Here is an 18,194-nt window from a genome sequence, read left to right as displayed (position 1 = left end):
GCGATCTGTAAAGCGACATCATTCCAAAGGGCTGATCAGGCGTCGCCCTTGATCTCCTGATAACGCTTTTCCAGCTCCTGCCGAATCTGCCGACGCTGCTGCGCCTGCATGTAGCGGCGCTTGTCTTCGCTGTTCTGCGGTTGCAGAGGCGGCACGGCGGCCGGTTTGCGCTGGTCATCCACCGCGACCATGGTGAAGAAGCAGCTGTTGGTGTGGCGCACCGAGCGCTCGCGGATGTTTTCGGTCACCACTTTGATGCCGACTTCCATCGAGGTGTTGCCGGTGTAGTTGACCGACGCGAGGAAGGTCACCAGTTCGCCGACATGGATCGGCTCGCGGAAAATCACCTGATCCACCGACAGCGTCACCACGTAGCGGCCGGCATAGCGGCTCGCACAGGCGTAGGCCACTTCGTCGAGGTATTTGAGCAGGGTACCGCCGTGGACATTGCCAGAGAAGTTGGCCATGTCGGGGGTCATCAATACCGTCATCGACAGTTGGGCGTTTCCGGGTTCCATAACGTTCTCACGGATCAAGGCTGGATGGCTGGACGCACCTCTGCGGGTGCCTGGTGGCTTTTTCAAAAGCACCGTTATCGGGACGCCAGACGACTGGCTGCCGTCACGCCGCGACCGATCTGTTTCCTTATATTGCACCGCCTTCCAGCCGGAAGTCGCGGTGTTAACCTGCAAAAGGCCCTGCCCAAGGGCAATTCCTACACGAAAAGCGGATTTTTACCCAACTCGCTCAGACCTTTCTGATGTCTGACGGCGGGTCACGTCATACAAGGAGCCCACACCATGCATGCCATCAGCTTTATTCAGGACCTGGCAGTGATCATGTTGGTCGCAGGTGTGGTCACCGTGCTGTTTCACCGCCTCAAGCAGCCGGTGGTGCTCGGTTACATCGTCGCCGGTTTCATCATCGGCCCGCACACACCGCCGTTCGGCCTGATCCACGACGAAGAAACCATCAAGACCCTCGCCGAGCTGGGGGTGATCTTCCTGATGTTCTGCCTCGGGCTGGAATTCAGCCTGCGCAAGTTGTTCAAGGTTGGCGCCACGGCGTTTATCGCGGCATTCCTCGAAATCGTCCTGATGATCTGGATCGGCTACGAGATCGGTCGCTGGTTCGACTGGAACACCATGGACTCGCTGTTCCTCGGCGCAATCCTCGCCATCTCCTCAACCACCATCATCGTCAAGGCGCTCAACGACCTGAAGATGAAGAACGAGCGCTTTGCGCAACTGATCTTCGGCGTACTGATCGTCGAGGACATCCTCGGCATCGGCATCATCGCCTTACTGTCGAGTATCGCCGTCAGCGGCACGGTCAGCTCCGGCGAAGTGTTCTCCACGGTCGGCAAGCTGTCGCTGTTCATGATCGTTGCGCTGGTGGTCGGCATTTTGCTGGTGCCGCGTCTGTTGGCTTATGTCGCCAAATTCGAAAGCAACGAGATGCTGCTGATCACCGTGCTTGGCCTGTGTTTCGGTTTCTGCCTGCTGGTGGTCAAGCTTGAATACAGCATGGTGCTCGGCGCCTTCCTGATCGGCGCGATCATGGCCGAGTCGCGGCAGCTGCTGAAGATCGAACGGCTGATCGAGCCGGTTCGCGACCTGTTCAGTGCAATCTTCTTCGTCGCCATCGGCCTGATGCTCGATCCTATGATCCTGCTGCAATACGCGTGGCCGATTGCAGTCATTACCGTGGCGGTGGTGCTCGGCAAGATGTTGTCCTGCGGCCTCGGGGCGTTTATCGCCGGCAATGACGGACGCACCTCACTGCGTGTGGGGATGGGGCTGTCACAGATTGGCGAATTTTCCTTCATCATCGCCGCGCTCGGGATGACGCTGCAGGTCACCAGCAACTTCCTTTATCCCGTTGCGGTGGCGGTGTCGGTGATCACCACGCTGCTGACGCCGTATCTGATCCGTGCGGCCGATCCGCTGTCGATCAAGCTCTCGGCAGCGGTGCCCAAGCGTCTGGGCCGGGTGTTCGGCATGTATGGCGAATGGCTGCGCAGCATTCAACCGCAAGGCGAGGGCGCGATGCTGGCGGCGATGATCCGGCGGATCCTGTTGCAGGTCGGGGTCAATCTGGCGCTGGTGATCGCGATCTTCTTCAGCGGTGCGTTCTTTGCCGGGCGGCTGTCAGTGTGGATGCAGGACTGGATCGCTGATCCGAGCTGGCAGAAGGCATTGATCTGGGGCGGGGCAACGCTGCTGTCGCTGCCGTTCCTGATCGCCGCGTATCGCAAGCTCAAGGCGCTGTCGATGCTGCTGGCGGAGATGGGCGTGAAGCCGGAGATGGCCGGGCGGCACACGCAGCGAGTGCGGCGGGTGATCTCCGAAGTGATCCCGATTCTCTCGCTGCTGGTGATTTTCCTGCTGCTGGCAGCCTTGTCGGCCAGTATTCTGCCGACCAACAAGTTGCTGGTGCTGGTCGCCGTGGTCGCGGCCGCCGTGGCGGCGCTGCTCTGGCGCTGGTTCATCCGCGTGCACACGCGGATGCAGGTGGCCCTGCTGGAAACCCTCGACAACCACAAGGAGTCGTCGGGGCACTGACCGACCCGGGCGTCTGGCGAATCAGCTCTCCAGCCAGACATCCCGCGCCCAATGCCACACCGATTCCCAGGACTCTTCGGTGATCAGCTCTTCTTCGCCGGACCACAGCACCACGGTGCCGTCTTCTTCGACGCAGTAGTAGTTGTCGCCGTCCTGGCAGATCGGGATCAGGTCGCGCGGTACGCCAGCGTCCCAGGCGTTGGCCGCGACATCCGGCAGGTAGGTGTGTGATTGCGGGTCGGTGACGGTCACCGGCTCGAGGCTGCCGTACACCACGTCGCTGACGGTCAGCAGAAACTCTTTGAAGACGAACGGGATGTTGATGAAGAGTTCTTCTTCGATCTCCACCAATTGGTCTTCGTCGGGCAACTCCAGGGGAACCGGTACGGGTTCGTTGGCTTCGCGCAGTTGTTCGATGATTTCTTCCACGTCCGGGATCCTCTTGCTTGAATGGCGCGGTTTATATGGGCCGGTTTATACAGTAGCTCGCTATAGATGCAACCGTGAAATAGAAAACCCCGGCCGAGGCCGGGGTTTTTATTACCACATGCGTAACGCGATGGGGATCAGCCGTTCTGGCGGATACCGGCCACCAGCCAAGGCTGGTTTTCGCCCTGTGGACGTTCCATGTTCCAGCTTTCGCTGAACACTTCGCCCTGGTCGAAACGCGAGGTCTTCGACACACCGCTGAAGGTCAGGGTGGCGATGGTCTTGTCGGCACGATCATCCACGCCGTCCAGCTGTACCTGCAGGTTGTCGATGTAGGTCGACTGGAAGCCGTCGCCCAGGTCCGCACGCTCACGCTTGAGGAAGTCGAGCATTTGCGGGGTCACGAACTCAGCAATCTTGTCCATTTCGTTGGCGTCCCAGTGCTGCTGCAGCGACTGGAAGTGGCTGCGCGCGGCAGCAAGGAAGTTCTGCTCGTTGAACCACGCCGGCGCATTGATCACCGGACGAGCGGCAACCGGCGCGGCCGAACCACCGAAGATCGAACCCATGGCGGCAGGCTTCTGCTCGAACACTTCACGCTGCATCGGCGCGCCGGCCGGAGCCAGGTGCTCCTGCTGCTTGCGTCGACGCGCGGCGATGAAGCGGAAGATCGCGAACGCGATCACGGCCATGATCAGGATGTCGAAGATCTGCATGCCCTGGAAGCCGCCGCCCATGAACATGGACGCCAGCAGGCCACCGGCGGCGATACCGGCCAGAGGGCCGAGCCATTTCGAAGCGCCACCGGCCTTGGCCGCGGCACCGGCAGCGCCGGCTGCACCAGCGGTCGCTGCTGCGCCGCCCATGCCTGGGGAAGAAGGAGCCATCTGGCTGGTCTGGTGCGTCGGCGCAGCGCCGGCGCTTTTGCCACCACCAAAGCGCTTGGCGTTGGCGTCGAGGCTCATCGTCAGGCCGATGCACAACGCCATGGCGATGCTAAGAAAACGTTTCATAAAGGGAATTCCCGTTTGTGGAGACACGCGCGCCATGTTGCACAGCTGAAGTGTTACTGGCTAGCGAGAGAGTGTTTCGGGCTTTTGCCTGACAGCTTAGGTTCAGCTCCATCGAAGCAATAAGGCCATGTACTTTTGTCTGTAGGAAAATGGGATAGGTTCAGCGGGAAACCTGCTTATCGACGCAACGCCAGCATTACCACACCGGCGGTGATCAGGCCGATGCCGCCCCATTGGCGCAGGTCGAGTTTCTCGCCCAGCAGGATCACGCCGAGCACCGCCACCAGTACCACGCTGAGCTTGTCGACTGGCGCGACCAGCGAAGCCGGGCCGACTTTCAGCGCGCGGAAGTAACACAGCCACGATGCGCCGGTACCCAGGCCAGATAACAGCAGGAACAAGTAGCTCTTGGCGGAAATTGATCCCAATGACTGATATTGGCCCGTCGCGTACAAAATCAAGGCCAGGCTGACCAGGACCACGATGGTGCGCAGCAGGGTAGCGAAGTCGGAATTGACGTTTTCGATGCCGATCTTGGCGAAGATCGCCGTCAGCGCGGCGAAAGTCGCCGAGAGCAGGGCCCAGAATGTCCAGGAAGAGAAGAAGCCTGAGCCCATGGAAATATCCTTGTTAGATCATCCAACGCCGACCCCTGTGGGAGCGAGCCTGCTCGCGAAAGCCACACTGCGGTTTATCAGATCAACCACGGTGATGTCATTCGCGAGCAGGCTCGCTCCCACAGAAAAGCGAAACCGGCGTCAGATCGCTTCCAGCTTGGCGTATCCCAGCATCAGCCACTTGCTGCCTTCGCTGAAGTTCACCTGCACCCGCGCCTGCGCGCCGGAACCTTCGAAGTTGAGGATCACGCCGTCGCCGAAGATCGAATGTCGTACCGCCTGACCGAGGCTGAAGCCGGTTTCCGGGATCTCGCTACCGCTGAACAGGTTGCTGCCGCTCATCGACTGGTTGCCGCCGAACGGTCGGCTGACACTGTTCGACAGGCGCACTTCCTGAATCAGCCCCTTCGGCACTTCACGGACGAAACGCGAGACCTTGTTGTAGGTTTCGCTGCCGTACAGGCGCCGGGTTTCAGCATAGGTCATCACCAGATTCTGCATGGCACGGGTGATGCCCACATAGGCCAGGCGGCGTTCTTCTTCAAGGCGCCCCGGTTCTTCCAGGCTCATCTTGTGCGGGAACAGGCCTTCTTCCATGCCCACCAGGAACACGTAAGGGAATTCCAGGCCCTTGGCGCTGTGCAGGGTCATCAGCTGAATGCTGTCTTCGTGCTCGTCGGCTTGAGTGTCGCCGGCTTCCAGCGACGCGTGGCCGAGGAATGCCGCCAGTGGCGTCAGCTCTTCGTCTTCTTCGGTGGTTTCGAAGTTGCGCGCGGCGCTGACCAGTTCCTCAAGGTTTTCCACCCGGGCCTGGCCTTTCTCGCCTTTTTCCGCTTCGTGATAGGCGATCAGCCCCGATTGCTCGATGACGGTCTGCGTCATCAAGTGCAGTGGCATCTCCATGCACTTGGCGGCAAGGTTTTCGATCAGCTCGATAAACGCACCCAAGGCACCCGCTGCACGACCGGTCAGGCCTTTATTGGCGACCAGTTGGCGCATCGCTTCCCACATCGACACATCGCTGTGACGTGCATGGTCGCGGATCGCTTCGACGGTTTTCTCGCCAATGCCACGGGCCGGGACGTTGATCACCCGCTCCAGCGCGGCGTCGTTGCCACGGCCTTCAAGTAAACGCAGGTAGGCCATGGCGTTCTTGATTTCCGCGCGTTCGAAGAAGCGCTGGCCGCCATAGATGCGGTACGGAATGCGTTCGCGCAGCAAGGCTTCTTCGAGAACGCGCGATTGGGCGTTGGAGCGGTAGAGAATCGCGATATCGCTCCGAGCCAGGCCGGTTTTCAGCGCGCTTTCGATGGTTTCGACAACGTAGCGTGCTTCGTCGTGTTCGTTGAACGCGGCGTACAGGTTGATCGCTTCACCATCGCCACCGTCGGTCCACAGCTCTTTGCCGAGACGTCCGGTGTTGTTGGCGATCAGGGCGTTGGCCGCCTTGAGGATGCCGGCGGTGGAGCGGTAGTTCTGCTCCAGACGAATGGTCACCGAATCCGGGAAGTCGGACGAGTACTGATGAATGTTCTCGATTTTCGCCCCGCGCCAGCCGTAGATCGACTGGTCGTCGTCGCCGACCACCATCAGGCTGTCGCCGCCCTTGCCGAGCAGGCGCAACCAGGCGTACTGCACGGCGTTGGTGTCCTGGAATTCGTCGACGAGGATGTGGCGGAAGCGCTTCTGATAGTGCGCCAGCAGACCCGGGTGATCGCGCCACAGGTCGAGGGCGCGCAGCAGCAGTTCGGAGAAGTCGATGACGCCGGCGCGCTGGCAGGCCGCCTCGTAAGCTTCGTAAATGCCGCGCATGGTCGCCAGGTACAAGTCGCCGCTGGCCTGAATGTGTTGCGGACGCAGACCTTCGTCTTTCTGCCCGTTGATGAACCACTGGGCCTGCCGGGCCGGCCAGCGTTGCTCGTCGAGCCCCAGCTCGCGGATCACCCGCTTGACCAGCCGCTGCTGGTCGTCGCTGTCGAGAATCTGGAAAGTCTGGCTCAAACCGGCTTCCTGCCAGTGCGCCCGCAGCAAACGGTGCGCCAGGCCGTGGAAGGTGCCGACCCACATGCCGGCCGGGTTGATACCCAGCAACTGCTCGATGCGATGACGCATCTCGGCAGCGGCCTTGTTGGTGAAGGTCACCGACAGAATGGAGTGGGGCGAGGCGTTTTCGACCTGGATCAACCAGGCGATACGGTGCACCAGCACTCGGGTTTTACCGGAACCGGCACCGGCCAGGACCAACTGACGGCCAACGGGGGCTGCTACGGCCTGGCGTTGGGCATCGTTGAGGGAGTTCAGCAGAAGGGAGAGATCATCGCGCATCGGGGCATTCTAGGGTGCGCCGCAGGCCCGGGCAAACCGAGCTTTGCATTAGCCGATGAAAGTGCCGCCAATGACGACCGGTCGGTCACTGGCTACAGGCTTCGGCCCGCCTCACTCTGCGGGTTTTGCCAGTGATCGGACGGCGGAAAGTTTCCGGCAAATTATGATCTGGAGCAGTTTGGCAACGGGGTTGGCTTGTGTATGCTCCGTCCACGTTTCGGGCCCATGCTCACTCTTATAAGAACAACAACATTGCACAAGACCCTCAGCTCAGACCTGTCGGGCCCCTCTGTGGAACCCCGGGTCATCCGCAAGCATTACGCCGTCGAAATGGCGGTCGAACGCACGCGCCTGCTGTATCAGGGCTCGCTGCTGCCGACGATGTTCATGTTACTCAATGGTCTGGTCTGCGCCGCTTTGCTCTGGAGCCCGCAGCGCTATTTCGTGGTCAGCATCTGGCTGGTCTGGTTGTTGTCGCTGGTGGCGCTGCGGGTGATTCAGGTCGCGGCGTTCGATTCGGCGATCCCTGACCGCCAGGCCCAGCCGATCTGGTTCCGCATGTTCCTGCTCGGCTCGACCATGACCGGTCTGACCCTGGCCGGTGCCGGCATCGCCCTGGTGCCCGCCGACAACTTCATGCAGCAAGCCTGGGTGTTCGGCCTGATCGGTGCCGCGACGTTATCGGCCAGCGTTGCCTACGCCGTCAGCCTGCCGGCGTTTCTGTCTTTTACCTTGCCGTGCCTGTTGCCGGCGATCGGCTACCTGTTCTGGGGCGGAGATGAGCAGGCGCGCGGTTGGGGCTGGCTCGGGCTGATTCTGCTCGGTTCGCTGAGCGTGGTCGCCTGGCAGGTCAATCGGCTGATTGATCGTGGCTTGCTGCGACGGTTTCAGAATCAGCACCTGATCGAACACCTGCAGCAAGCGCAGAACCGCAGCGAGCAGCTCAATCAGGCGCTGGCCAAGGAGATCGAACAGCGGCGCTGTGCCGAGGGCCAATTGCGTGAAGCGCAGATCGAGCTGGAAGATCGCGTGGCCCAGCGCAGCCGTGAACTGGACGTGGCCAATCAGGCGTTGAGCAAAAGCGAAGCCCGTCTGGCCCTGGCGTTGAAGGCCAGTGAACTGGGGCTGTGGGACTGGAACCTGCAAACCGACGAAGTCCACCACACGCAGATTCAGGAGCTGTTCGGCCTCGCGCCTGAATACGTCACGGCGATCCTGCGTGACCTCAAGCCACGCCTGCACCCGGAGGATGTGCCAGGGCTCAAGCAGGCGCTGATCGAACACCTGAAGGGCCGCACCGAGGACTATCAGATCGAATATCGCGTGCGTCACGGCGACGGCCATTGGGTGTGGATCGAGGATCGCGGCCGCGCCGTGGAGCGTAGTGACAGTGGGCGGGTGATCCGCATGGTCGGCACCCGGCGCGACATCAGCGCGAGCAAAAGCCTCGAAGAACAGCAGCGACTGGCGGCCACGGTATTCGAAGCGGCCAGCGAAGGCATCGTCATTCTTGATCCGAACTACGCCTTGATCGCGATCAATCAGGCGTTCAGCCGCGTCACCGGTTATGACATTGAAGACATGCTCGGGCGCAATGTCGTCGAGCTGCCGTGCAGTCGTGATGCCCGTCGTCATTACGTTGCAATCCGCCACGCGCTGGAGCAGCACGGCAGTTGGCAGGGTGAATTGGTGGAAACCCGCAAGAACGGCGAGCTGTACCCGCAGTGGCTGCAACTCAACGCGGTGCGCGACAGTCGGGGAAATGTCAGCCATATCGTCGGCTTCTTCGCCGATCTGTCGGCGCGGCGCGAATCCGAGGAGCGCATGCGCTTCCTGACGCACTACGATGAACTGACCGGGCTGGCCAACCGCTCGCTGTTCCGCGAGCGCCTGCACGAAGCCCATCAGCGCGTGCGTCAGGGCGGGCGCCGCAGTCTGGCGCTGCTGCACATCAATCTGGATCGCTTCAAATTGCTCAACGACAGCCTCGGCCATGAGGTGGCGGATCAGTTGCTGCAGAAAATGGCCCGTCGCTTAGTCAATGCGTTGCCGGAGGCCGACACCATCGCCCGACTGTCCGGTGACGAGTTTGCCGTACTGTTCGATGCCTACGGCAACCTGTCGAGCCTGGCGCGGGTCGCTACGCGGCTGTCGAGCAAGCTGCGCCTGCCGTTGACGGTCGAAGGGCATGAACTGGTGGTCAGCGCCTCGATGGGCATCAGCATGCTGCCGGACAACGCCCGGGAAATCTCCGCGCTGGTCAGTCAGTCGAACATGGCCATGCAACACGCCAAGCATCTGGGCGGCAACAATTTCCAGTTCTACACCGACAGCCTGCAGGCCAGCACCCTTGAGCGCCTGCAACTGGAAAACCAGCTGCGCAAAGCCATCGAAGACAAGCAGCTCAAGGTGTTCTACCAGCCGAAGCTGTGCCTGCAAACCGGGCGCCTGAATGCGGCGGAAGCGCTGGTGCGCTGGGATCATCCAGGCATGGGCCGGGTGCCGCCGGGGGACTTCATTGGTTTGGCCGAGGAAACCGGACTGATCGGCCCGATCGGCGAATTTGTGCTGCGCCAGGCCTGCTGGCAGGCGTGCGAATGGCAGCGCCAGGGGCTGGAGCCGATTAGGGTTTCGGTGAACTTGTCGGTGCATCAACTACGTCAGGGCAAACTGGTCAGTCTGGTGCGCCAGGTGCTGGAGGAAACCGGGCTGGCGCCGCACTACCTCGAACTCGAACTCACCGAGAGTCAACTGCTCGACAGCGTCGAACACATCATCGCGACGTTCCAGCAACTGCGCGATCTGGGGGTGAAGCTGGCGATCGATGACTTCGGCACCGGCTATTCGTCGCTGAGTTACCTCAAACGGATTCCGGTGGATTACGTGAAGATCGATCAGGCATTCATTCGCGGGCTGGGGCAGGGCAGTGAGGATGCGGCGATTACCCGGGCGATCATCGCCATGGCTCACGGACTGTCGTTGAAAGTGGTGGCCGAAGGAGTCGAGCGGCAAGAGCAGCTGGAATTTTTACGTGCTGAGCGCTGCGATGAAGTGCAGGGGTATCTGATCAGTCGCCCGGTGGAGGCTGAGCGTCTGGCCGGGCTTTTGCGCGAACAGGGAAATCCGCTTTAAGGGCTACATTCACTCCATCGCGCCTGATATGGGGACATGGAGTTACGCATTGAGCAGGCAAAAAGCCAATTCATGTAGTATAACTACAAGCGTGCTACATCCTTGCCCATAAGAAGAGTCCAACCCCTTGAATCTGCTGCAACACATCGCCCAGTCACGTCACCTGTTACGCAAGTCGGAGCTCAAGGTCGCCGACCACGTGCTGCTTGACCCTGCGGCCGTGATGCACAGTTCCATGGCCGACCTGGCCCACAGCGTCGGTATCAGCGAGCCGACCATCGTGCGTTTTTGCCGGGCCATCGGCTGCTCCGGGTTTCAGGATCTCAAGCTGAAACTGGCGCAAAGCCTGGCCGCCGGTGCCAGCTTCGGCCAGTTCGCGATCCATGAGGACGACTCGGTCGCCGACTACAGCCTGAAAATTTTCGACACCACCCTGCACACCCTGATGGAGGTTCGCGAGAAGCTCGATCCGGTGGAATTGCAGCGCGCGGTGACGCTGATGTCCCAGGCCCAGCGTGTCGAGTTCTATGGCTTTGGTGCGTCAGGCGCGGTGGCGGCGGATGCGCAGCACAAGTTCTTCCGTCTGCTGCTGACGGCGGCGGCGTATTCCGACCCGCACATGCAGGCGATGTCGGCGGTGACGTTGAAGCCGACCGACGTGGCGATCTGCATTTCCCAGTCCGGGCGCTCCAAGGATCTGCTGATCACCGCCAACCTCGTTCGCGAGAGCGGTGCTTCGCTGATCACCTTGTGCCCGAGCCAGACACCGCTGGCTGAGCTGTCGACCGTCAACCTGGCGATCGATGTGCATGAAGACACCGAAATCTATACGCCGCTGACCTCGCGCATCGCCCATCTGGTGGTGATCGACGTGCTGGCCATGGGCGTGGCCATGGCGCGCGGGCCGAGTCTGGTCAACCACCTGAAGAGCGTGAAGCGCAGTCTGCGCAGCTTGCGGCTATCCCCCAAGGCCGTGAAAGCCCTGGATGACTGAAGTCATCTAAGGTCGTTCCGACCTTAATCGCGAGCAGGCTCGCTCCCACATTTGATCTCGGTGTGACACAAAATTTGTGCTCACAGAAGATCCACTGTGGGAGCGAGCCTGCTCGCGAAGGCGTCCTCAATAGCACCGCACTTTTCAAAAGTTTCATCGCACTGTCATCCCCGCGCAGCCAAACCGTCATCCGTCCCGCCTATCGTGAAACTCCCGTACTCGCCTTGGGAGACTCGAAATGGCTCAGCCCTACGAAGAACGCAACAGCGCCGCGAAAACCCGTCGTCAGCAGGAAGACCAGCGCCGCATGGAGTTCCGTCGCGCGATCGAAGATCGCTTCGAACTTCGTCAGCTTCAAAGCGAAATCAGCGATTTTCCCGAGGACATCGAACTCAACTACTGGCAGGCAGCGCCCGCAGCTTCCCGTCGAAGCGTTCAACCAGCGCGCTGATCTGCACCCGTTCGCTGCGGATAAACGCCAGGAAGGCGTGCGCCACCGGTGACAGGCGTTTGGCCTTGGCTTGCACCAGGCACCAGCTGCGAAACAGCGGCAACTCTTCGACCGGCAGCTCGACCAGGCCGCCGGTCGCCAGCTCCAGGTTCAGGGCGTGGCGCGTCAACAGCGCCAGGCCCAGACCCGCCACTACGCATTCGCGCTGGGCTTCAGCCGAGGCCACTTCCTGGGTTTGGGTGAAGTGCACGCGTTTCTCCTTGAAATACTCTTCACAGGCCAGTCGCGTGCCCGAACCCGGTTCGCGGATCAGCAGTGTGTAAGGCTCAAGATCCTGCAGGCGCAGCGGCCCCATGTGTGCCAACGGATGGTCCGGACGCGCGACAGCGACAATCGGATTATTGAGAAACGGCAGGAACTCCAGGCCCATGTCCTGTGGCACCATCGACATGATCACCAGATCATCGCGGTTGTCGGAGAGGCGGCGGATCACTTGGCCACGGTTAACCACCGTCAGTTGCAGATTCACTTCCGGATGCTGGCGCTTGAACGCGGCGAACAGATGCGGCACGAAGTATTTAGCGCTGGATTCCACCGCCAGTTTCAGTTGCCCCTGCAGCGAGCCCTGCATGTCCGACAGCTGCATGTCGAGGTTTTCCAGGCGCCCGAAGATGTCCCGGCTGGCACGCTGCAGGGCTTCGGCGGCCTCGGTCATGTAGAGTTTTTTGCCGACATAATCGAATAATGGTTGCCCGATCAGCTCTTCCAGCTGACGAATCTGTAGGCTGACGGCCGGTTGTGTGAGCGACATTTCATCGGCTGCGCGGCTGTAGGAACGTAAATCACACACTTCGTTGAAAATCTGCAATTGGCGTAATGTCATACGCATCAAGGACTTACGCATTTTTTATGGGCTCTGACGGCAGGCTGATGGTTTAACTATAAGTCTTTGCTTATGCCTGACCCAATTTTTATTCATTTTTGTTAATCCCTTGTGAGGGCTAGTGTGGGGCTGCGACTAAATTGAAACATTTAGTCACGCGTCGACCTGGGTCTAGCAGGTCGTGGTGCCACCGGCTCAAGGGAATTTCCAAGTGATAAAAAAGATCCTGATCGCCAACCGTGGTGAGATTGCCGTACGAATCGTGCGGGCCTGCGCCGAGATGGGCATTCGCTCGGTAGCGATTTTTTCCGACGCCGACCGGCATGCCTTGCATGTGAAGCGTGCGGACGAAGCCCACAGCATCGGTGCCGAGCCACTGGCCGGCTACCTCAACCCGCGCAAGCTGGTGAACCTGGCGGTGGAAACCGGTTGCGATGCATTGCACCCCGGTTACGGCTTTCTCTCGGAAAATGCCGAGTTGGCAGACATCTGCGCCGAACGCGGGATCAAATTCATCGGCCCGTCGGCAGAAGTCATTCGCCGCATGGGCGACAAGACCGAAGCCCGGCGCAGCATGATCAAGGCCGGTGTGCCGGTCACCCCGGGCACCGAAGGCAACGTGTCGGGTATCGAAGAAGCCCTGACCGAGGGCGACCGCATCGGTTACCCGGTGATGCTCAAGGCCACCTCCGGTGGTGGCGGGCGCGGCATTCGTCGCTGCAACAGCCGCGAAGAACTCGAACAGAACTTCCCTCGGGTGATCTCCGAAGCGACCAAGGCTTTCGGTTCGGCGGAAGTGTTCCTGGAAAAATGCATCGTTAACCCGAAACACATCGAAGCGCAGATCCTCGGCGACAGCTTCGGCAATGTCGTGCACCTGTTCGAGCGTGACTGCTCGATCCAGCGCCGCAACCAGAAGCTCATCGAAATCGCCCCGAGCCCGCAACTGACCCCGGAACAGCGCGCCTACATCGGCGACCTGTCGGTGCGTGCGGCCAAGGCTGTGGGCTACGAGAACGCCGGCACCGTGGAGTTCTTGCTCGCCGAGGGCGAGGTGTACTTCATGGAGATGAACACCCGGGTGCAGGTGGAACACACCATCACCGAAGAAATCACCGGGATCGATATCGTCCGCGAACAGATCCGCATCGCCTCCGGCCTGCCGCTGTCGGTGAAGCAGGAAGACATTCAGCATCGTGGTTTCGCGTTGCAGTTCCGCATCAACGCCGAAGACCCGAAAAACAACTTCCTGCCGAGCTTCGGCAAGATCACTCGTTACTACGCCCCTGGCGGCCCGGGCGTGCGCACCGACACGGCGATCTACACCGGCTACACCATTCCGCCGTTCTACGACTCGATGTGCCTGAAACTGGTGGTCTGGGCGCTGACCTGGGAAGAGGCAATGGACCGTGGCTTGCGGGCGCTGGACGACATGCGTCTGCAAGGCGTGAAGACCACCGCCGCGTACTACCAGGAAATCCTGCGCAATCCGGAATTCCGTAGCGGCCAGTTCAATACCAGCTTCGTTGAAAGCCACCCTGAACTGACCAACTACTCGATCAAGCGCAAACCCGAAGAGCTGGCCCTGGCCATCGCCGCCGCCATCGCCGCCCACGCAGGCCTGTGAGGAATACAACAATGTCCAAGAAAATTTTCGTAACCGACACCATCCTGCGCGACGCTCACCAATCGCTGCTCGCCACCCGCATGCGCACTGAAGACATGCTGCCGATCTGCGACAAGCTCGATAAGGTCGGCTACTGGTCGCTGGAGTGCTGGGGCGGTGCGACGTTCGACGCCTGCGTGCGCTTTCTGAAAGAAGACCCGTGGGAGCGTCTGCGCCAACTGCGCGCCGCGCTGCCCAACACCCGTCTGCAAATGCTTCTGCGCGGGCAGAACCTGCTGGGCTACCGCCACTACAGCGACGACGTGGTCAAAGCTTTCGTTGCCAAGGCAGCGGTCAACGGCATCGACGTGTTCCGCATCTTCGACGCAATGAACGACGTGCGTAACCTGCGCGTAGCGATCGAAGCGGTGAAGGCTGCCGGCAAACACGCTCAGGGCACCATCGCCTATACCACCAGCCCGGTGCACACCATCGACGCGTTTGTGGCGCAAGCCAAGCAGATGGAAGCCATGGGTTGCGACTCGGTGGCGATCAAGGACATGGCCGGTCTGCTGACACCGTACGCCACCGGCGAACTGGTTCGCGCACTGAAAGCCGAGCAGTCGCTGCCAGTGTTCATCCACTCGCATGACACGGCGGGTCTGGCGGCGATGTGCCAATTGAAAGCCATCGAAAATGGTGCCGATCACATTGATACCGCGATCTCCAGCTTCGCCTCGGGCACCAGCCATCCAGGCACCGAGTCGATGGTTGCTGCGCTCAAAGGCACCGAGTACGACACCGGTCTGAACCTGGAGCTGCTGCAGGAAATCGGTCTGTACTTCTACGCCGTGCGCAAGAAGTACCACCAGTTCGAAAGCGAGTTCACCGCAGTCGATACCCGCGTGCAAGTCAACCAGGTACCGGGCGGGATGATCTCCAACCTCGCCAACCAGCTGAAAGAGCAGGGCGCACTGAACCGCATGGCCGAAGTGCTGGCGGAAATCCCGCGGGTGCGTGAAGACCTTGGTTTCCCGCCACTGGTGACCCCGACTTCGCAGATCGTCGGCACCCAGGCGTTCTTCAACGTGCTGGCCGGCGAGCGTTACAAGACCATCACCAACGAAGTGAAGCTGTACCTGCAGGGCGGTTACGGCAAGGCGCCGGGCGTGGTCAACGAAAAACTGCGTCGTCAGGCCATCGGCAGCGAAGAGGTGATCGACGTACGTCCGGCCGATCTGCTCAAGCCGGAGATGACCAAGCTGCGTGCCGACATTGGCGCACTGGCCAAGTCTGAAGAAGACGTGCTGACTTTCGCCATGTTCCCGGACATCGGCCGCAAATTCCTCGAAGAGCGTGCCGCCGGCACTCTCGTTCCGGAAGTGCTGTTGCCGATCCCTGAGGCCGGTGGTGTGGCGAAGGCCGGCGGCGAAGGCGTGCCGACCGAGTTTGTCATCGACGTCCACGGCGAAACCTACCGCGTCGACATCACCGGTGTCGGCGTGAAGGCCGAAGGCAAGCGTCACTTCTACCTGTCCATCGATGGCATGCCGGAAGAAGTGGTGTTCGAACCGCTCAACGAATTTGTCGGCGGTGGCAGCAGCAAACGCAAACAAGCATCGGCACCGGGCCACGTCAGCACCACCATGCCGGGCAACATCGTCGATGTGCTGGTGAAGGAAGGCGACACCGTCAAGGCTGGCCAGTCGGTGCTGATCACCGAAGCGATGAAGATGGAAACCGAAGTCCAGGCAGCGATTGCCGGCAAGGTCACCGCCATTCATGTGGCCAAGGGTGACCGGGTGAATCCGGGTGAAATCCTGATCGAGATCGAAGGCTGAGATAACTGCCGCGATTCAACGTTTTAAACCTCGGGGGGGCATGTGCTCCCCTTTTTTTTCGCCTGCAATATGCTGTTCTTTGTAGGGGCTGCCGCAGGCCCGAGCCAGCGGCAGCTACACGTCGCTTTGTGTCAGAACGCCACGCGCCACTGGCCCATCACGCCGTAACTGCGGCTGTCGCTACCGGCCTCGCCAGTGAGCCCAACGCCCAGAGTGTTACGGGCGGACAGGGTCAGATCCAGACCGGCGTCCAGCATGAAGCTGTTGCGATCCATCTCGGCCCCGGCGACTGCAAAGCTTTTGCCACCCTTGACCAGTTGCTGGCGCGTTTCGTTATCGAGCTCGCCGTAGGTATGTTTCACGCTGGCGCTGAGACGTGGCGTGAACTGCATGCCGTTGGCCAGGTGACTGGTTTTCGCCAGGCGCAGGCCGACGGTGCTGCTCGGGTTCGCCCGGGTCTGCCCCTGAACCTTGAGCGCCGCATCGCCACCTTTCTCGGTGTAACCATCACGCTGGTAGCGTTGATAACCGACGCTGGCGAACGGTTCGAAGCTGACGTTGCCACGTCCCAGGTTGTAGCCGACTTCGGCAAACACCTGCTGGGTGCTGGCGTCATAGCTGCTCTTGAGGCGATCACTGAAACCATTGAAGGCAACGCGACGTTTGCCACTGCCGTCATGACTGCCGTACGAGGCGCCCAGGCGCAGGGCGAACGGGCCGTCCTGTCGCTGGGCGTAGGCGCCGAGGTACCAACTGTCGAGATCACCGTCGAACTGCCGGGCATCGAAGCGGATTTGCGCTTTTGCGCCCATCAGGCCGACATGCCATTGCTCGTCGATTCGCCAGTCGGCCCCCATGATCAGACCTTGAGTGGAATGCTTCAGGACACTGTCGGCGTCCCGGTCGACCTTGCCGCCATTTCCCAGAGCCTGTAGCCAGACCCGCCCATTGCCTTCGCCGCCAGCCGCCAGACGCGGTGCATTCCCCGACCCCTGCGCTCCGATGCGGTTGTCCAGTTGGTGCATGGCCGAGAGCATGCTGGCGTTGAGCGGATTGACGCTGCTCAATGTGGCTTTGGCGAGGTTGGCGTTGTTGCTGGCGGCGAGTTGTTCGAGAGCCACGCTGGCCGTCGGCTTGCTGGCGCCGAGCAGGGCCGTGACGGCAGTATTTTGAGGTGTGGCCGCGCTTATGGCTGTGCTTGGTTGGCGAGATACCGCAGGTTCTTGAGGTTGCTGAGGTTGCTGAGGTTGCTGAGGGGGGGAGGGTGTCTCGTCAATGCTCTGGGCGAGTGCCTGACTATTCTGCGTGGTCGCAAGGTTTTCGAGCGGCACATCGTTACGGGCAAAGAGCAAGCCCACTCGTTGTGCTTCGTAGTGCAGCGTCGGAGTCATGTATGCCAGATCGTTTTCAACGGTGCCAAACTGCCCCTCAATCTTTCCCGCTTGCAGAATGGTGTGCTGACTGCTTTGCGGATAGTCGCCAGTGGTGACGAGTTTCAGGGTGGCGTCACCCAAATGAGCAGTTCCCTTGACGATCACGGTCGGACTGTTACCGGAGGCATCCACGGCATAGGCCAGCACGGCAGAACGGGTCAGGCGCAGATCTCCCGCGACCTTGGGGGCGCCGTAGACATCGTCGACGGTCATGCGTCCGTACACGTTCAAATGATTAACCGCACCATTCCCGGCTATATGGCCGTTTTCCTGAACCTCCACCATGCCGTCAATCAGGCCCTGGTTGGTGAGGTCGCCGCCAGACGCGACAGTGGCGCCGCCATTGATCGCCCCTTTGTTGATCAAGATGCCCTCGGTCACTGCCGAGCCCAGAATTTGCCCTTCATTGACCAGCAGAGCCTTCGGATGAACCAGTACACCGAGGCTGAAATCACCCGGTCCGCTGCGGGTCCAGCTCCCGCGCCTGACCTCCAGCCCACTGAAGTTACGGGTTTCACCCAGCACGCCTTTCCTGTTCGCGTCGAGTTGCAGCAGGTTATCGCCCCCGCCACCGTCGACCAGGCCGGCGAAACTGCCCCGAGATTGCACTGTGACAAGGTCATTGCGCTCATCGAGCGCCAGCGCCACACCCTCCTGTGCCGGATAGGCTTTGCTGACCTTCAGTTGGACGGTTTCCGGATGATTGGTGAAAGCGTTGATCGCTGATTTGAATGTTTCAGGGTAAGCGGGAGAGATGCCTTGAGTTTCAGGCGGTGCGTCCTGAGCCATGGACAGATCGGCACATCCCATGGCCAAAGCAATGGCTAATGTCAGGTGTTTTGGTCGAAAGTGGAATTGAACGGGCATCGAGTTCAGCCTCTCGTGGAAGGAGGCCAAACTCTAAGT

At 60.7% G+C, this 18,194-nt stretch carries 13 protein-coding genes; 6 read left to right on the top strand and 7 right to left on the bottom strand.

Annotation, left to right across the window (positions count from 1 at the left end; genetic code table 11):
• Nucleotides 1–35: 35 nt before the first annotated feature.
• Nucleotides 36–518: an acyl-CoA thioesterase gene (locus HDC30_RS12850; protein ID WP_003229693.1), complete on the bottom strand. Its 483-nt coding sequence runs from the start codon at nucleotides 516–518 to the stop codon at nucleotides 36–38.
• A 282-nt stretch (nucleotides 519–800) separates the two neighbouring features.
• On the opposite strand from HDC30_RS12850, the gene HDC30_RS12845 reads away from it, so the two are divergent.
• Complete coding sequence (locus tag HDC30_RS12845) at nucleotides 801–2,564, top strand: cation:proton antiporter (protein WP_183783313.1); 1,764 nt, start codon at nucleotides 801–803, stop codon at nucleotides 2,562–2,564.
• A gap of 21 nt (nucleotides 2,565–2,585) precedes the next feature.
• Here the strand turns inward: HDC30_RS12845 and HDC30_RS12840 are convergent, their stop codons facing one another.
• The 4 genes from HDC30_RS12840 to uvrD form a co-directional block, all read right to left on the bottom strand.
• Entirely contained in the window at nucleotides 2,586–2,993 is a 408-nt protein-coding gene (locus HDC30_RS12840) for an SMI1/KNR4 family protein (protein ID WP_024164487.1), read from the bottom strand.
• A gap of 137 nt (nucleotides 2,994–3,130) precedes the next feature.
• A complete protein-coding gene (locus HDC30_RS12835) occupies nucleotides 3,131–4,006 on the bottom strand; it encodes a Tim44 domain-containing protein (RefSeq protein WP_183783311.1) in 876 nt (291 codons plus the stop codon).
• A gap of 176 nt (nucleotides 4,007–4,182) precedes the next feature.
• Entirely contained in the window at nucleotides 4,183–4,623 is a 441-nt protein-coding gene (locus HDC30_RS12830) for an EamA family transporter (protein WP_027610340.1), read from the bottom strand.
• A gap of 141 nt (nucleotides 4,624–4,764) precedes the next feature.
• Complete coding sequence (gene uvrD / locus HDC30_RS12825; RefSeq protein ID WP_095137765.1) at nucleotides 4,765–6,948, bottom strand: DNA helicase II; 2,184 nt, start codon at nucleotides 6,946–6,948, stop codon at nucleotides 4,765–4,767.
• A gap of 201 nt (nucleotides 6,949–7,149) precedes the next feature.
• On the opposite strand from uvrD, the gene HDC30_RS12820 reads away from it, so the two are divergent.
• From HDC30_RS12820 to HDC30_RS12810, 3 genes are all read left to right on the top strand, one after another.
• Nucleotides 7,150–10,080, top strand: coding sequence for a GGDEF domain-containing phosphodiesterase (locus tag HDC30_RS12820; RefSeq protein ID WP_183783309.1), 2,931 nt, complete (start codon nucleotides 7,150–7,152; stop codon nucleotides 10,078–10,080).
• A gap of 127 nt (nucleotides 10,081–10,207) precedes the next feature.
• Entirely contained in the window at nucleotides 10,208–11,074 is an 867-nt protein-coding gene (hexR, locus tag HDC30_RS12815) for a transcriptional regulator HexR (protein WP_007962240.1), read from the top strand.
• 238 nt (nucleotides 11,075–11,312) lie between these two features.
• Nucleotides 11,313–11,525: a PA3496 family putative envelope integrity protein gene (locus tag HDC30_RS12810; protein WP_027610343.1), complete on the top strand. Its 213-nt coding sequence runs from the start codon at nucleotides 11,313–11,315 to the stop codon at nucleotides 11,523–11,525.
• Here the strand turns inward: HDC30_RS12810 and HDC30_RS12805 are convergent.
• Nucleotides 11,467–12,429: a LysR family transcriptional regulator gene (locus HDC30_RS12805; protein WP_027610344.1), complete on the bottom strand. Its 963-nt coding sequence runs from the start codon at nucleotides 12,427–12,429 to the stop codon at nucleotides 11,467–11,469. The genes HDC30_RS12810 and HDC30_RS12805 overlap by 59 nt on opposite strands.
• Nucleotides 12,430–12,619: 190 nt before the next feature.
• On the opposite strand from HDC30_RS12805, the gene HDC30_RS12800 reads away from it, so the two are divergent.
• Nucleotides 12,620–14,035 (top strand): acetyl-CoA carboxylase biotin carboxylase subunit, encoded by a 1,416-nt coding sequence (locus HDC30_RS12800; RefSeq protein WP_027610345.1) that lies wholly within the window; start codon nucleotides 12,620–12,622, stop codon nucleotides 14,033–14,035.
• Nucleotides 14,036–14,046: 11 nt separating this feature from the next.
• Nucleotides 14,047–15,855, top strand: a complete 1,809-nt coding sequence (gene oadA / locus HDC30_RS12795) for a sodium-extruding oxaloacetate decarboxylase subunit alpha (protein WP_097089427.1) — start codon at nucleotides 14,047–14,049, stop codon at nucleotides 15,853–15,855.
• A gap of 131 nt (nucleotides 15,856–15,986) precedes the next feature.
• Here the strand turns inward: oadA and HDC30_RS12790 are convergent, their stop codons facing one another.
• The gene (locus tag HDC30_RS12790; RefSeq protein WP_183783307.1) at nucleotides 15,987–18,155 is read right to left on the bottom strand and encodes an autotransporter domain-containing protein; all 2,169 of its coding nucleotides are present in this window, start codon (nucleotides 18,153–18,155) and stop codon (nucleotides 15,987–15,989) included.
• Nucleotides 18,156–18,194: the final 39 nt, after the last annotated feature.

This window comes from Pseudomonas sp. JAI115 (assembly GCF_014200835.1).
Taxonomy (GTDB): Bacteria; Pseudomonadota; Gammaproteobacteria; order Pseudomonadales; family Pseudomonadaceae; genus Aquipseudomonas; species Aquipseudomonas putida_A.
The sequence above is the reverse complement of the archived record's forward strand: the minus strand, read 5'-3'. Positions and strand labels throughout refer to the sequence as shown.

Bases quoted from the DNA above. Each gene is read 5' to 3' on its own strand.
- HDC30_RS12850 (WP_003229693.1), bottom strand. From the start codon at position 518: ATGGAACCCGGAAACGCCCAACTGTCGATGACGGTATTGATGACCCCC.
- HDC30_RS12845 (WP_183783313.1), top strand. From the start codon at position 801: ATGCATGCCATCAGCTTTATTCAGGACCTGGCAGTGATCATGTTGGTC.
- HDC30_RS12835 (WP_183783311.1), bottom strand. From the start codon at position 4,006: ATGAAACGTTTTCTTAGCATCGCCATGGCGTTGTGCATCGGCCTGACG.
- HDC30_RS12830 (WP_027610340.1), bottom strand. From the start codon at position 4,623: ATGGGCTCAGGCTTCTTCTCTTCCTGGACATTCTGGGCCCTGCTCTCG.
- uvrD (WP_095137765.1), bottom strand. From the start codon at position 6,948: ATGCGCGATGATCTCTCCCTTCTGCTGAACTCCCTCAACGATGCCCAA.
- HDC30_RS12820 (WP_183783309.1), top strand. From the start codon at position 7,150: ATGCTCCGTCCACGTTTCGGGCCCATGCTCACTCTTATAAGAACAACA.
- HDC30_RS12810 (WP_027610343.1), top strand. From the start codon at position 11,313: ATGGCTCAGCCCTACGAAGAACGCAACAGCGCCGCGAAAACCCGTCGT.
- HDC30_RS12805 (WP_027610344.1), bottom strand. From the start codon at position 12,429: ATGCGTAAGTCCTTGATGCGTATGACATTACGCCAATTGCAGATTTTC.
- oadA (WP_097089427.1), top strand. From the start codon at position 14,047: ATGTCCAAGAAAATTTTCGTAACCGACACCATCCTGCGCGACGCTCAC.
- HDC30_RS12790 (WP_183783307.1), bottom strand. From the start codon at position 18,155: ATGCCCGTTCAATTCCACTTTCGACCAAAACACCTGACATTAGCCATT.